The 12865-nt window shown below is 33.9% G+C and carries 21 protein-coding genes; 13 read left to right on the top strand and 8 right to left on the bottom strand.

Features of this window, described 5'->3' with window-relative positions; all coding sequences use genetic code 11:
* Positions 1 to 9 precede the first annotated feature (9 nt).
* Complete coding sequence (locus ACMAZA_RS04355) at positions 10 to 834, bottom strand: hypothetical protein (protein WP_435190383.1); 825 nt, start codon at positions 832 to 834, stop codon at positions 10 to 12.
* A complete protein-coding gene (locus ACMAZA_RS04350; RefSeq protein ID WP_435190382.1) occupies positions 831 to 1064 on the bottom strand; it encodes a hypothetical protein in 234 nt (77 codons plus the stop codon). The genes ACMAZA_RS04355 and ACMAZA_RS04350 overlap by 4 nt, the downstream gene beginning before the upstream one ends.
* A 310-nt stretch (positions 1065 to 1374) precedes the next feature.
* On the opposite strand from ACMAZA_RS04350, the gene ACMAZA_RS04345 reads away from it, so the two are divergent.
* The 6 genes from ACMAZA_RS04345 to ACMAZA_RS04320 are packed head-to-tail and all read left to right on the top strand — an operon-like array spanning position 1375 to position 4080.
* The gene (locus ACMAZA_RS04345) at positions 1375 to 2055 is read left to right on the top strand and encodes a hypothetical protein (RefSeq protein WP_435190380.1); all 681 of its coding nucleotides are present in this window, start codon (positions 1375 to 1377) and stop codon (positions 2053 to 2055) included.
* 28 nt (positions 2056 to 2083) lie between these two features.
* Positions 2084 to 2455 carry a hypothetical protein gene (locus ACMAZA_RS04340; RefSeq protein ID WP_435190379.1) on the top strand — a complete coding sequence of 124 codons (372 nt, stop codon included), beginning with the start codon at positions 2084 to 2086 and terminating at the stop codon, positions 2453 to 2455.
* A complete protein-coding gene (locus tag ACMAZA_RS04335) occupies positions 2452 to 2964 on the top strand; it encodes a hypothetical protein (RefSeq protein ID WP_435190377.1) in 513 nt (170 codons plus the stop codon). The genes ACMAZA_RS04340 and ACMAZA_RS04335 overlap by 4 nt, the downstream gene beginning before the upstream one ends.
* A gap of 38 nt (positions 2965 to 3002) precedes the next feature.
* The gene (locus ACMAZA_RS04330; protein ID WP_435190376.1) at positions 3003 to 3287 is read left to right on the top strand and encodes a hypothetical protein; all 285 of its coding nucleotides are present in this window, start codon (positions 3003 to 3005) and stop codon (positions 3285 to 3287) included.
* Complete coding sequence (locus ACMAZA_RS04325; protein WP_435190374.1) at positions 3284 to 3667, top strand: surface-adhesin E family protein; 384 nt, start codon at positions 3284 to 3286, stop codon at positions 3665 to 3667. Before ACMAZA_RS04330 ends, ACMAZA_RS04325 begins: the two co-directional genes overlap by 4 nt.
* Before the next feature lie 8 nt (positions 3668 to 3675).
* A complete protein-coding gene (locus ACMAZA_RS04320; protein WP_435190372.1) occupies positions 3676 to 4080 on the top strand; it encodes a hypothetical protein in 405 nt (134 codons plus the stop codon).
* 13 nt (positions 4081 to 4093) lie between these two features.
* On the opposite strand, the gene ACMAZA_RS04315 is transcribed toward ACMAZA_RS04320, so the two are convergent.
* From ACMAZA_RS04315 to ACMAZA_RS04295, 5 genes are all read right to left on the bottom strand, one after another.
* A complete protein-coding gene (locus ACMAZA_RS04315) occupies positions 4094 to 4678 on the bottom strand; it encodes a hypothetical protein (protein ID WP_435190370.1) in 585 nt (194 codons plus the stop codon).
* A complete protein-coding gene (locus ACMAZA_RS04310) occupies positions 4678 to 4968 on the bottom strand; it encodes a hypothetical protein (protein WP_435190368.1) in 291 nt (96 codons plus the stop codon). The genes ACMAZA_RS04315 and ACMAZA_RS04310 overlap by 1 nt, the downstream gene beginning before the upstream one ends.
* Positions 4969 to 5002: 34 nt before the next feature.
* Positions 5003 to 5281, bottom strand: coding sequence for a hypothetical protein (locus tag ACMAZA_RS04305; protein WP_435190366.1), 279 nt, complete (start codon positions 5279 to 5281; stop codon positions 5003 to 5005).
* A 141-nt stretch (positions 5282 to 5422) separates the two neighbouring features.
* Positions 5423 to 6295: a hypothetical protein gene (locus ACMAZA_RS04300; RefSeq protein ID WP_435190364.1), complete on the bottom strand. Its 873-nt coding sequence runs from the start codon at positions 6293 to 6295 to the stop codon at positions 5423 to 5425.
* A gap of 147 nt (positions 6296 to 6442) precedes the next feature.
* On the bottom strand, positions 6443 to 6937 hold the full coding sequence (locus tag ACMAZA_RS04295; protein WP_435190362.1) for a hypothetical protein: 495 nt from the start codon (positions 6935 to 6937) through the stop codon (positions 6443 to 6445).
* A gap of 294 nt (positions 6938 to 7231) precedes the next feature.
* Here ACMAZA_RS04295 and ACMAZA_RS04290 point away from each other — a divergent pair, with 294 nt between their 5' ends.
* The 7 genes from ACMAZA_RS04290 (at position 7232) to ACMAZA_RS04260 (ending at position 9645) form a co-directional block, all read left to right on the top strand.
* Positions 7232 to 7489 carry a hypothetical protein gene (locus ACMAZA_RS04290; protein ID WP_435190361.1) on the top strand — a complete coding sequence of 86 codons (258 nt, stop codon included), beginning with the start codon at positions 7232 to 7234 and terminating at the stop codon, positions 7487 to 7489.
* Positions 7490 to 7527: 38 nt separating this feature from the next.
* The gene (locus tag ACMAZA_RS04285) at positions 7528 to 7695 is read left to right on the top strand and encodes a hypothetical protein (RefSeq protein ID WP_435190359.1); all 168 of its coding nucleotides are present in this window, start codon (positions 7528 to 7530) and stop codon (positions 7693 to 7695) included.
* Positions 7696 to 7890 (top strand): hypothetical protein, encoded by a 195-nt coding sequence (locus ACMAZA_RS04280; protein WP_435190358.1) that lies wholly within the window; start codon positions 7696 to 7698, stop codon positions 7888 to 7890. It begins immediately after the preceding gene.
* Positions 7890 to 8174: a hypothetical protein gene (locus ACMAZA_RS04275; RefSeq protein WP_435190357.1), complete on the top strand. Its 285-nt coding sequence runs from the start codon at positions 7890 to 7892 to the stop codon at positions 8172 to 8174. The genes ACMAZA_RS04280 and ACMAZA_RS04275 overlap by 1 nt, the downstream gene beginning before the upstream one ends.
* Complete coding sequence (locus tag ACMAZA_RS04270; RefSeq protein ID WP_435190355.1) at positions 8174 to 8680, top strand: hypothetical protein; 507 nt, start codon at positions 8174 to 8176, stop codon at positions 8678 to 8680. Before ACMAZA_RS04275 ends, ACMAZA_RS04270 begins: the two co-directional genes overlap by 1 nt.
* Positions 8681 to 8932: 252 nt before the next feature.
* Entirely contained in the window at positions 8933 to 9118 is a 186-nt protein-coding gene (locus ACMAZA_RS04265; RefSeq protein ID WP_435190353.1) for a hypothetical protein, read from the top strand.
* Positions 9119 to 9126: 8 nt separating this feature from the next.
* Entirely contained in the window at positions 9127 to 9645 is a 519-nt protein-coding gene (locus tag ACMAZA_RS04260) for a hypothetical protein (protein WP_435190351.1), read from the top strand.
* 59 nt (positions 9646 to 9704) lie between these two features.
* On the opposite strand, the gene ACMAZA_RS04255 is transcribed toward ACMAZA_RS04260, so the two are convergent.
* On the bottom strand, positions 9705 to 12815 hold the full coding sequence (locus ACMAZA_RS04255; protein WP_435190349.1) for a hypothetical protein: 3111 nt from the start codon (positions 12813 to 12815) through the stop codon (positions 9705 to 9707).
* Positions 12816 to 12865 lie beyond the last annotated feature (50 nt).

Raw genomic sequence — 12865 nt, 5'->3', positions numbered from 1 at the left:
CAGTTTTATTTAATTTACAGGTCCTGACCTAACCTCATCTAGAATTTCTCTGCCATCTACAACGTTATATACATTCATAGTGCAAGGTATATCGTTACCGTTTTCATCCCAAGATAAGTATTGAATCTTTTCAGTCAATTTAAACTTATAGTCTTGCATAGGGAAGTCACTATAGATTCTCTCATATAGCTCTTCCATAGAGCCACAATCTCCCCCTAAAGACATAACTCTAATTGTATTTTTATCCCAATCAAACTGGGTTGTTTGGTCTATATCACTATAGGGCTTAATGTTTGTTAAGTTAACGACATTAAAGTACTCTGTATCCTCTATTTCTTGAAGCAGATAGACCTTGTAAGCGTCATAAGATCGCTGCCCTCCTCGCTTTTCAGATATAACCAATTCTTTGATGCCATCAAAGTTCATATCACCAAAGGCGAAAGGTGGATTTGCAAAATGCCAGTACTTCATTTTCAAGACTTCTTTTTTGGTTATGTTCTCAGCATTTAATCGATAGTTCGGCAAGCTAAAGATTCTCTGAGCTATATGGAATAACTCTGATTTGATAGTGAATTTGATATTAGTGTCTTTAACTCTAAAGTTGATATTCGCTGGACCTGTTAATAGTGGCGCTAAGCCCCAGTCAGGAAACCACTCTACATCAACTAAATAGCGGCCCTGAATAACGTCTGTAAACTCAATATATATAGGCGTGTTACCACTCATATATTTGAACTGAATAGGCAAGCCATTGTCCATATATTCAGCTGAATCATCTTCAGCAAATACATTTAATGAAAAAAAGAGGAATAGAAGAAAGAGTAGTTTTTTCAATTAGTCTCTTCTTTTTCTTGCTGTTCAATATCATCAAGATTACTTTGATGAGTGTCTTTAAATGTGAGAAAAAGTGATTCCTTGTTGTCACGATAAAGATATACAAATCCTAGAAACATTCCAATTGCAATTAGAAAATCATAAGGATGAGATGCCAACTCTAGAATAGTATCGATAAAGAACAAGCCGATAAAGAAGAAGCTGCCATAGAATAGAAAGTTTTTAATCATACACCCATCCACCATAATTGGAAAAGTGTCGCTAAAAGAAACCCTGCTAGTGCTAATGTTAGAAATCTCATAAGCGAATTATATTCCAATCTGAATTTAAGTCCAATCTTGATGAACTATGTGTGGTGGAGGGAATGGGATTCAACAAACTTTATAAAACACTCTATATAACAGTATTTTATCAATAACTAATAAATTTCTACTCATAATTCTACTCACAAATAGTTTGTTATTTATTAAGGATACATTTAAATACTCTCCATCTTAGATCAGAGAGAACTTGAACTTCTATTTGAACTATAATTCATACATGAATTATCAAAAAATTGGACAATTTATAGCAGGAGTTCTTGTTTTTGCAGCAGGTGGAACTCTTTATAAGGGCAATCTTCCTCTTCAGACATCATTGATTGTTATTGCTATCCTTGTTCCAATTGCAATTTTCTTTTTATGGGCTGGAATGTCTCTTGAAGATAGAAAACAAAAAAACATAAATATTGCTAAAAACAAATTGCAAGAAGAGGCTATTAATGAAGAGCTTAAAGGTAACTCTATACCTGACTCAATGAAACAAATCATCATTAACTTCTCACTTGAAATGCCAAAAACCAGAGATGAGGGGGTGAAAAGTATCGCTGATTTTGTAATGAATGAAATTAGCAGGCGATCAATCAAAGTAGATTCGAAGACAGACAAAGATACTCTAATTGATAAAGGATATTTTTTCTTTAGCATTCATCAACACTTGTCCCAAAGATTTCGGACTATCGAAAAATATGACTATGATTTTTTTGAAGCCTTCTTAATTAATGAATCTTCCACACTAAGCCCAGTAATTTTTATATCTAACATAAATGGAATACAAGTTGATTTAGAAACATTGCATAACTTTAGTAAACACCTTGAAAATATTGTTGTCAGTCCAAATGAAAAATCAATAGATAATTTAGTTGAATTTTATAAATCTTTTAAAAGAGAGCTAAAATCTTAAATTATCTCAAACAAAATAGGAAATCTATATGGAAAAGATTCATCCAATAATTCGATGGATAGTTTTAATTCCATCCTCACTATTAGGAGGGTGGACAGTTTACTTTGTCTTTATGTTGGCATACTCCATTAAACCTTATGGGGGGCTTGCATACTTCTTTTCAGAATTAGCAGCTTCAGGGGCATCAGGTGCAGCAACAATCTATCTAGCTTTTTATATTGCACCTAATTATGAAAAAAGAGTAGTTATTACTGCAGTTTTGGTTTCATTATTGGCTATAGTTCTGACAATAACAACTACTCCTATCTTGGACGAAAGCCTCATAGAATTATTAAAGTACATTGCTCAGAATCTTGGTATTTTTGCTATGTCTTGGTACTTATATAATAAAAAATTATGATAAATGATTTAATTGATTTTCTGAAACTTCAGCCTAAGGATATAGAGCATTACAGTAAATATCCAACCGCATTGATGTTTGTCATTATGCTCGTGCTTTATATTCCATTTAACTTTTTATATGAGGTTGAAAAAACGAATAGCTCGATTAACATTCTGTCAAATGTTGCTAATGTTTTTTTAGTCACCATTCTTGAGGCGTATTTTTTAGTCTACTGGTTAGGTCGCAAAGATAAAAAATACTCATTTTCAATAGTATTAGACTTTATTTTAATACTTTCAATCAGCATTGTTATTCCACTAAATCTATTGGGATTATTATTATTAAACTTAAACTCTCAATCTTGGGCTTTCTTGATAATCCCATTCACAGCATTAATTTATGCCCTTTATTTAGCAATAGTTAATCTTGCTATAGCATCAGGGGTAACAAAAAAATATGCCCTTGGAGGTGTATTAATTATTGGACTTATTCAGTTAATAGTTGACATGACAATTTTTTCTATATGAGATTTGAACTTTAGTTCAAGGCGACTTATAATCGACTTATGAAAGATAAATTAACTTATTTACTGGGCGCATTTATAGGCTTATTATTAGTTTGTGCTTTTTATTATCTGGCGTGGATCATTTTTAAAAGAGTTACACCTGAGCAAGCATTCTTTGCTGCAAAATTATTCAATGAGAATATCCTTGTAATCATTTTTTTACTATTATTTGCTTATCCTATCGAATTAATGTGGAAATCTCACAAAGCCAGACATCAAAGTCATTTAAACAAACTAGCCGAGATTGAATGGATTAAGCTATTTGGTATTGATGGCACAAAATGAATAAATTTATTCTTATATTCTTTTTACTGCTCTCCTTAAACTCCTTTGGTGACTGGGTTGGCTTTGTTATGGACGCCAACGAGAACGTCCATTATGTTGACTTTGATGAAATGGAAAAAACCGATGGGTATGTTTACTACTGGGAAATGGTTAACTATGCGAAGCCAACTGATAGGCTTTTAAGCATCGCAACGTATCACAAGGCAGACTGTGACTTATATCGTTATAAAAATATAACGTTTAATGGGTACACCCAAGAGATGGCTCAAGGAGAACCAGAAACGATGGACCTTACAATACTGAATGAAGGCTGGATAGAACCTGTAAAGGGTTCAGTTGGCGACTATAGCCTAACCCTAGCTTGTCAGGCTGAGTTATAATCCTTTTTATGAATAAACTAGCAATATTCTCATTTATACTCTTTCTATCGGTATTTATCCCTTCTGTATTACTTGTTATTGGCTATGTCCTAGGAATAGGAGGTATTGGTGACCATCATGAAAGTTGGTTCAGTCATATCTGGTTTTTTCTGTCTCTTCTTATTGTAAACCTTGTTGTATTTTTCTTTCCAGTCTACTATCTTCAAACAATATCATATTTGAGAAAGAGTCAAAGAGATAATGAGCTCGAGTTTAACAAGGGTGAAGCCGAGCCATATTTCTTTGACATGTCAAAGTTAATTCATTCTCTGAAAAGATACTACATTTGGCACTATAAAGACACTATCCGGGATAATAAGTTAAGAGATAAGAAAAAACAGCTTAAAGAAGCCAAGATTATTAAAAACATTTAGTAGCTAAAACATTTCACTTGAAATCAAGTGCCCAATTACTAAACTCTTTGTTACGAATAACAAATGAAAGGCCTTCTAAAAAATTATTCTTAAGTCTATAAGTTTCTTCAAGGTTTATACAGTTAACATCAATAATTCTTTCCGAATTACCAATAGAGAAATTGTCCGTAATTCCAGTTTTATCTTCAGTTATTAATGAGCCAGTTTTTGAATCTGGGAAAAAATTGATTAAGATTTCTGAAATTTGATTTCTCTTTTTAATGCAAGCGTCAAAATCTTCTATGTAATATCTGTAGCCTCTAATACCGTAAATTTTATATTCCTTTGTTTTAGTATTTTTAATAAAAACTTCAGCTCCATCATATAAATCATTTTCTTGTTTAGGGACTGTGATTTCAAAAAATTTATCTGGCTCTCTGAGATGAGAATATCTATTTGAACCTTTATATTTTTCAATCCCATAAAGAATATCAACTTCAGGCATAAAGTCCATCAAACTATCACCAATACTCATACCTAATACTTCAAAATCAGATAGCTCATCAGCAGATGTTATTTGAGACATTGAAAGTAAAAAGATTAGTAGGAGTTTTTTCATTAATCTATCCACCTGCAAACATAATCATAAGTGTCATACAAGGATTGCTCTATATTTTCACAGAAGTCTAAATATTCAGTAACAGTGAAATCTTTACTCAGATAACCTCTTTCAATTAATTGCTCTATTTGCACATGATATTCAGGTGGCTCCATAAACCAATGGTGGACAACGTAGGCGAATACTGCCATTAGAGCAAACAATACTATGGGAATAATTGGTATTGCTATTAAAAGGGCTTTCTTTTGCCTTCTTACAGATTCCTTTGTTTGTTCTTCAGTCCAGGACAAATTTACTTTGACTTTTCTGAAACGTAAGCGGGCATTAAAAGATTAAATTTACTGAGTGTTTCTTAAGAATCTTCTCAATAGCATCTTCTATAAATTCCTTGCCCGTAACAAGTTTTTCCAGTGCCTGAGTTAAAATAATAGCCAGTATTATTGTTGCCATTATAATAATTGCCGTTGCTATCCCTACCATTGTAGCTTCCATTAGAATAGCTAGTTTGGTTCCAACTTGATCCAGTATTATAATTATTACCGTATAAGGTGGTACTATTAGAATTTGTACAAACCCGATAATTATTTCCAGTTTGCCAGTCATATTTGTAAACACATGAAGCAAAAGAGTTTAGTGAAAACAAAATGGAAAATAAAAACAGGGAAATTATTGAAATCTTTTTCATACTTACCTCCTAAATTATTATTATCGAATTCTACTACAAAATATATATCATGATGATCCTTATTTTACTGGGCCTGACTCAACCTCATTAAAGACCTTCTTACCATCGATAACGTCATAGACATATTTGTGGCAGCCAATGTTATTCCCCTTCTTGTCTTGGTAGTCATAGTCTTCACTCTTAATAAGTTTGAACTCATAGTTTTCCAATGTGTTCTCATGAAACACCCTCTCATAGAGCTCATATGAGGAAGAGCAGGCACCTCCCGAGTAGTACATGTATACGGTTTGATTCTCCCAATTAAACTCTGTGGTCTCATCAAAGTATTTGTATGGCTTAATCTTTGACATATCGACTATATTAAAATAGTCATCACCTTCCTGGATTAAATAAACAGAAAATGAGTCATAGAATCTCTGTCCTCCCATTTCCTCTCTAATGACGAGTTCGTTTACTCCATCAAAGTTCACGTCCCTAAATTCAAATGGTTTTTTAGGGAGATACCAAAAAGGCATCTTGATAGGCTCTTTGCTCTCGATGTATTCGATACTCAGCGGATACTTGGTATGAAAATAGGCGTTAGGGACGTGAAATAGCTCATTTCTGACAGTAAAGCTAATATCACTATCAATTGCCTTAAAATTGATATTTGCTGGCCCTGTTAGAAGAGGAGCCAAGCCGTAATCAGGGAACCACTCAACATTAACCCTGTATCTCCCCTCAATGACGTCTGTAAACTCGATATAGATTGGCGTCCTGCTATTCATTAATCTATAGAACTCAGGAAGCCCCATTTCAATATACTGGGTGTTGTAGTCCTCCTCATACATAGAGGGCTCCCAGTCTGAATCGGCAAAAGAAGGCTGAAATAAATGAATAGTTAGGAGAAAAAGGATTCTATAAATAATCTTTCCTCCTCTGAAATTGTACATCTAGTTCCCTGCAAAATTTCTTGAGGAACTATGAGCTCCCAATCTATTTCAGGTTGAGTTTGGGTCTCATTAGTCTCAGATGCTAAAGAATAGTGAGTAAAAGCCATTAAGCATAAACATTGAATTAAATGGTATTTTAAGATTGTTTTAATCATGTGCTGGCTTAGCCATCCCATAAATATAATGATAGTATTCTCTCCTTGACATCGAGACGCTGCCTCGCTCAGTGTTAATCGTATACATCGTGTTATTTCCATAGGCGCCAGTGGCACCCGCATAACTGACAAAGAAACTGATGGTGCCGTCATAGAAATTTGGGTTATCACCGACAACCTCTTGGACGTTATCAAGTGTCAGCTGAAGTAGGTCCTCTGATGCTGACTCATAGACCATGCCATCCATGATTTTATAAACTGGATCGTCTTTAATTGTAGTGTAGATATTACAGAGATACATCTCATTACAATCAAAACTAAAGACGTGTTTATCACCCTTATAGACCTCAACAAAGTCTCTATCATGGGCGAGAGCCTTACCTCCATGGACAGTAACAGTTAAGTTATTAATTGTTTTAGATTTGCTAGTGTCGGCTGATAAGCCAAAGGATAAGAATAATAAAGATAACAGTAGGAGTTGTTTCATTAAGTGCCAAATAGATAGCGAACAATCAAAGGAAAAAAGGAGAGTCACCTTTGATGTGAGAAGGAACGCTATTTAACTAATCTCACCTTAGCATTAGGAGAACAAATAAGTTCCATTCTAGGCCTTGAGTTTTTGACTTTTGTGTAGATTTAATGAATTTATGGTGTGGTTTGAACCATAGTCAAATAATGGGTATATACTAACCAAAGAAACACTCACATACTATTCACATATGGCTTAATAGCTCGCATTGGTTTTATTAATTAGGGATAAAAAATCGAAAACAAGATAAAGATGAAGTACTGGGTCACCTGGGGCATTAGCTCGGCGATAGGTCTTTTGATGCTCATGAGCTCTTTGGCAGGCCCTCATCTATGCTCACCTGTTGTTGGCTGTATGGTTGAAACTATCATGTTCATTGCCATTATCATTTCTATTCTGTTAATCGTTATTCGTTTGTTTAAAAAGAACAATCTCAAACTTATTACTCCACTAATACTGATAGTGTTCTTTACACCTAGCACTTACTTTTATCTATCAAATACTATATGAAAGTATTGCTAAAAATATTTTTAATAATAATTATTATTTTGGCAGTTATTATCACAATTACTGATTACATTGGAAATCAAGAAATTGAGGCATTAATTACACAAGGTGTTTTGAGTAGTGATTACTCACAGTATGACCTAGCAATGTTGTGTTCAAAAATGGAGGGCACTATTTTTTGGGGCTGCCTTTCAGAGGGAGTCTGGTAAATGCTCTCTTGGCTCGTCTCCATTGCTGACACTATCCTTGCTGCCGTCTTTACTTTTATTGGCTTTTTTGTATTGCTTTGGACCTTTACTATGGCTGGTATCTTGCAAGATGAGAATGGAAAAGTCCTCCATTGTGAAACCTCCAATACCGGAGTTGAGAGCTGTTATATGAAAGAATTTGGCATAGTCGACTAATGAATAATAACTGGACAGAGGAACAAACAAAGGAGTCCATCAAGAAGCAGCGCAAGGCTATTTATCTAGTCATCCCAATTACGATAATCTTAGTCTCATTGGCATTCTACGCTGGCGTTAAGATGATCTATAACGACAAGTACTATATGCAACTTGAACTGCTAGTTTCTGAGGGGCATCTTGATGCTGATTTCACACAATATGAGTACCATGATTTCTGCTCCAAAATTTGGGATACAGCTCTTGAAGAAAAATTTTCTCACATTTGTTTCTGGATAGACTAATGAAAATAACCTCACTAATAAATGATTTAATTGATTTAATGGGCGTTCAATCTCAAGAGATTGAGCATTATAGAAAATACCCCATAGTTCCAATCTTCATTATCAACATGCTGTTAGTTATCCCAAGTAGCATTCTATTGGAAGGCAATGAGCCTCTAGCTTTTGATCTTATATTTTCCTTTGTCTTTACTTTTATTAATGCAGCATTCTTAATGTATTGGTTTGGCAGAGTCAACATCAGGCACTCATATTTAACTTTCCTGAATTACGACATCATCATCTCTATCGCAGCAAACATTCCAGTTATTCTTATCCTGGTTGTCATGAGCTATTTTGACTCAATGCCCTTGATTGGATTTTTTGGCGGAATTGGTGCTATCTTATACGTTATCTATATGGTCTCACTGAACTATGCTCACTCTACTAAATCATTGGAAATGTATGCCTTTATAGGCATCTTAATACTTATTGCACTTCAAGTTATTGCAGAACTTTTATTGATATAAAAAGGAGTTAATCGCATGTTACTCATCATTTTTTTACTACTCTGGGCGTTTAGTCTCTTTTATGGAATTAGCCTCATACGCACTGAAAGACGAAGGTTAGCAGTCTTGTTCCTCTTTATATTTTCTATACCTATATTTCTTTTTCTAATTGCCGATTGGTTTATTGATTTTTCGTATCTTAATTGTATGTTTAGAGGCACTTCAGAAATTGGAGCAGAAAAAATGATGGAATACTGCAAGTCACTTTAAATTATGGGAATCATTACGACAGCTTTTGTGTGGTTAGTCTCTATAGCAGATTCAATTATTTACGCAGTCGTTATGTTCTTTGGAGTCATCGTAGTAATAATCGCTTTTGCACTCTCTGATGGTGATGATTACTGGGCAGAAGGTGGTATGCCTCTGCCAGAAAATACAAAAATTGAATCAACAGAATAAGATCTAATATGAAAAAAATACTCACTCTTATACTGCTTTTTGTTGGTCTTAGCTCTAACTCTATCGCAGAAGAAAATTGGAATCTAATTGACGACACCAGACTCATTACTCATGGGGAGATTGTTTGGGGTCATCAGTTTGGTTTTATGAAAAATTTGAGGTTCTGTGACTCTGACATCTTGCTTGTGAGCTGGTCCTCTGGAATCTCCGATGGCGAGATGAAGAAGTTTGAGGGTGAGGACGTCTATTTCAAGATAAAAATTGATAGCGAGGAGCTGGATGAAGAGCTTCAGTTCACTTTAATGTTTGCTGGTGAAATGTTTCTTCTAGAAGTTGGCTACTTTGGTGCAATCATTAAATCTGAAGCCTTTGTTGAAAAACTAAAGGAATCATCCAGAGTTGAATTAACAGTTACTGGGCCGAAAAAACTAATTGATATTTTAGATATTACGACTGACTCATTTAAAACAAAGGGCTTAGACAAATCATATTTAACACTAGATAATTCTTGTCCAGTAATCATGTAATATATTTAACTAATGGAAAAACTATAAAGTAAATAGTTTATTAATTTTTCCAAAATCCTTTAAAGTTTTTTAAGAAAATCCTTTTCTGATTGAATAAGGGTCTCTATAAACTTATCATTTCTATCAATATCAGCCGCAATACAGACTTGCCCTTTCCAGTATGATAAGTACTTGATTTTATCTTTGCCTGACACCATTAATTGATGCTGCAAAATAGCATATATTTCATCAGATGGCTGCATGCCTATTTGGGCCAGTAAGTATGCTTCCTCATTACAAATTACACTAGAAAGATTATTAAGCTCTTCATCAGAAGAATATATCGACGCGACAAATAAAGGATTCTCTTTACTCTGAATTATTTTTTTCTGAAGCTTAAAGTCAATATTCTCAGAATAGCTCTTAATTGCCTTTTTCTCTAGACCTATTAACTCTTTCGATAAAAGATTTTGATTAATATTATTCTTAAGTTTTTCTTTAACTAATCCCTCATATAAATCTGAGGTCATTAATCCTAAGATAGTTGGGGCATCTATGGACTCAACACCACTGGATACTAGTTTTGAATATTTATCTGAGAATTGATCAAAGTTTAGTATAGTAAATTTTTCTGAGTCACTTTCTTTATTTTTTTGCGCCTTCTTAGTAGATTGATTTTTAGTTTCTACCTTAGGTTCTACTTTTGGCTTAACCTTAGGCTCTACTTTTGAATTAACCTTAGGCTCTACTTTTGGCTGTTTATCTGACCAAATTAAATTAAGAGACTTAGGTTCAGTAATTAATTTCTTATCATCAACTGATTGATAAGTTAATTTAATTTCAATTGTTTCAGCCTTATCACCACTTCCTGTTACTGTAGGAGTTCCATCTCTCCAGTATTCAATTTTTCCGATACCGAGAAATTTGAAATTGACATTACTACTGTCCCATCTTGCAAAAAAGTAAGGGGTTAATTCGCCAGAAATTAATTTACCGATTGTTGGCTGAAAAGAATGCGAGTTTGGTTTTCCATACCACATAATTGTTTTACTTCTCTCGTTGACGCTATTGTTGAAATCGTGTTCAGTGCGTCCCGGAACGCCAATATTCATAAATATAATGAGATTATTTTTAACCCTAACATAGCCAGTATCCCACATACCACCTTTGGGCCTTCCAGTTTTAGGAAGACAAATTAATCCAATATCTTTTCTCGAGTAAAGTTTATTTTGTTCAAAGCTGAGCTTGTCTTCTGACAGCAATTTATTGAAATTTAATACATATTTAAGGTGTAAATGGGCATAGTCATAGGTGCCATCATGTGCATTATTAATGATATATAAGACATTATCAATAACTTTAAATACTAGTAAGTCTTTTGGCTCAACGAACTTATTAATGCCCGAAATCGACAACCTAGGAAACGGCTTTTTATTGTTTGGCCTATATAAAGTTATAGAAGTTGAGAAAATACCTTTCTCTGTAACTAATTGAACTGGAATTCGCTTCTTTTCTCCAAAAGGATAATTCTCATAATCATGAATATTATTTTCAAATAAAAATTCTCTCAATTCTTTTGTTGCATCAAAAATTCCCTTTGTGAGTCCTGTTTTTGTGGGGATTAGATAACCTACACTACTGTTATTAATTTTTGATATGCCATCAAGCGTATTCTTCCAATTAATTTTTTTCTTTTGAGTTTCTATATCTCCTAGAGATAGGCTGTTTTTAGCATAGAACTTTTGTGGCGCTCGTGATTTAGTTTTGGCAGTCTTATTTTCTTTTTTTAGTTTAGGTTCTTTTACAACAAAGCTCCTAGGTTTTTCAGTCGTTGCAGTCTTAGGTTTTTCTGTCTTATTTTCTTTTTTTAGTTTAGGTTCTTTTACAACAAAGCTCCTAGGTTTTTCAGTCGTTGCAGTCTTAGGTTTTTCTGTCTTATTTTCTTTTTTTAGTTTAGGTTCTTTTACAACAAAGCTCCTAGGTTTTTCAGTCGTTGCAGTCTTAGGTTTTTCTGTCTTATTTTCTTTTTTTAGTTTAGGTTCTTTTACAACAAAGCTCCTAGGTTTTTCTGTCGTTGCAGTCTTAGGTTTTTCTGTCTTAGGCGCCTTAGGCTTTGATGATGATGGTGGAGCTTTCTTGGTAAAAATTTTCAAAAGAAAATAAACTAGCATAATGGCTGCAGCAATTTCTATAAATACATTGACAGACTCATTTTCATTTACCGACTCTTTTTCAGAAGACCTCTTAACAACTCTTTCTTTACAAATTCTTCCATATTTTTCATAACCAGATATACAACCCCATCCATTCGATCCAGCTGTTGAATATGCATTTGATGGAACTTTTTCACAACCATTTTTAGCAATAGTTAAACGGTAGTTAAAATCACAACGCCAAGTATTGCCAAAAACAGTAGCATTGTTAGGCGCTTTTAACTTTGGTGTTTTCAGAATACATCTATCACCACTTTTTTGATAATTTGCCTTGCAGTCCCAAGAATTACTATATCTAGAGGAATAACCATTTAAAGGTACTTTTTGACAGCCATTTCCTGTTTCGTTAAGTGTGTAATTTGAACCGCAGACCCAAGAATTTCCAAAAGAAATTGCATGATCAGGAATGAAATCAGCCTCAAGCACACAATTATTGTTATCTTGAACATATCCTCCTCTGCATTTCCATCCTTTAGCAGTAAGGTTGGTAAAGTATGAGTTATCAGGCTTGGTCTTTTGCTGCTTTGTTTTCTTTAATATGCATCCTGATCCAGATATATTTTTTTCATAACCATAATTACAACGGAATGAACTTTCAGAAGTTTTATATGAATTTGAAGGGAGTGATTTGCAAGCATTTCCTGAACTATTTTTTATATAGTTGAAATTACAACTCCAACCAGATGCTGTCTTGAAAGCATTTTTAGGAACATATGTATCGGCTTCACACTTTTGTCCTTTTTTTACATATCCCTTTTTACAAGACCATCCATCAGAGGATGGAATACTGCAATCAAGTTTTCTCTTATTTGCCTCATAGGAATAACACTTATGGTTAACCTCCCTGCTAACACCAAGACAGATTCCTTGATTATTCCACGTGTTAAATCCAAGGTCCTCAGCAAATTGAATACAGCTCTGAGCATGAGCAGAGTTAAAAAAACTTAAAAAGAAAAATAAAATAAATGATTTCTTCATAGCAGAATTGTACTTAATTTATATTGATTTAGATCCAAAATGCTCTACAA

The organism is Pseudothioglobus sp. nBUS_23 (genome assembly GCF_051201565.1).
Classification (GTDB): domain Bacteria; phylum Pseudomonadota; class Gammaproteobacteria; order PS1; family Pseudothioglobaceae; genus Pseudothioglobus.
The sequence above is the reverse complement of the archived record's forward strand: the minus strand, read 5'-3'. Positions and strand labels throughout refer to the sequence as shown.

Bases quoted from the DNA above. Each gene is read 5' to 3' on its own strand.
- ACMAZA_RS04350 (WP_435190382.1), bottom strand. From the start codon at position 1,064: ATGATTAAAAACTTTCTATTCTATGGCAGCTTCTTCTTTATCGGCTTG.
- ACMAZA_RS04345 (WP_435190380.1), top strand. From the start codon at position 1,375: ATGAATTATCAAAAAATTGGACAATTTATAGCAGGAGTTCTTGTTTTT.
- ACMAZA_RS04340 (WP_435190379.1), top strand. From the start codon at position 2,084: ATGGAAAAGATTCATCCAATAATTCGATGGATAGTTTTAATTCCATCC.
- ACMAZA_RS04335 (WP_435190377.1), top strand. From the start codon at position 2,452: ATGATAAATGATTTAATTGATTTTCTGAAACTTCAGCCTAAGGATATA.
- ACMAZA_RS04330 (WP_435190376.1), top strand. From the start codon at position 3,003: ATGAAAGATAAATTAACTTATTTACTGGGCGCATTTATAGGCTTATTA.
- ACMAZA_RS04325 (WP_435190374.1), top strand. From the start codon at position 3,284: ATGAATAAATTTATTCTTATATTCTTTTTACTGCTCTCCTTAAACTCC.
- ACMAZA_RS04320 (WP_435190372.1), top strand. From the start codon at position 3,676: ATGAATAAACTAGCAATATTCTCATTTATACTCTTTCTATCGGTATTT.
- ACMAZA_RS04315 (WP_435190370.1), bottom strand. From the start codon at position 4,678: ATGAAAAAACTCCTACTAATCTTTTTACTTTCAATGTCTCAAATAACA.
- ACMAZA_RS04305 (WP_435190366.1), bottom strand. From the start codon at position 5,281: ATGACTGGCAAACTGGAAATAATTATCGGGTTTGTACAAATTCTAATA.
- ACMAZA_RS04300 (WP_435190364.1), bottom strand. From the start codon at position 6,295: ATGTACAATTTCAGAGGAGGAAAGATTATTTATAGAATCCTTTTTCTC.
- ACMAZA_RS04295 (WP_435190362.1), bottom strand. From the start codon at position 6,937: ATGAAACAACTCCTACTGTTATCTTTATTATTCTTATCCTTTGGCTTA.
- ACMAZA_RS04290 (WP_435190361.1), top strand. From the start codon at position 7,232: ATGAAGTACTGGGTCACCTGGGGCATTAGCTCGGCGATAGGTCTTTTG.
- ACMAZA_RS04280 (WP_435190358.1), top strand. From the start codon at position 7,696: ATGCTCTCTTGGCTCGTCTCCATTGCTGACACTATCCTTGCTGCCGTC.
- ACMAZA_RS04275 (WP_435190357.1), top strand. From the start codon at position 7,890: ATGAATAATAACTGGACAGAGGAACAAACAAAGGAGTCCATCAAGAAG.
- ACMAZA_RS04270 (WP_435190355.1), top strand. From the start codon at position 8,174: ATGAAAATAACCTCACTAATAAATGATTTAATTGATTTAATGGGCGTT.
- ACMAZA_RS04265 (WP_435190353.1), top strand. From the start codon at position 8,933: ATGGGAATCATTACGACAGCTTTTGTGTGGTTAGTCTCTATAGCAGAT.
- ACMAZA_RS04260 (WP_435190351.1), top strand. From the start codon at position 9,127: ATGAAAAAAATACTCACTCTTATACTGCTTTTTGTTGGTCTTAGCTCT.
- ACMAZA_RS04255 (WP_435190349.1), bottom strand. From the start codon at position 12,815: ATGAAGAAATCATTTATTTTATTTTTCTTTTTAAGTTTTTTTAACTCT.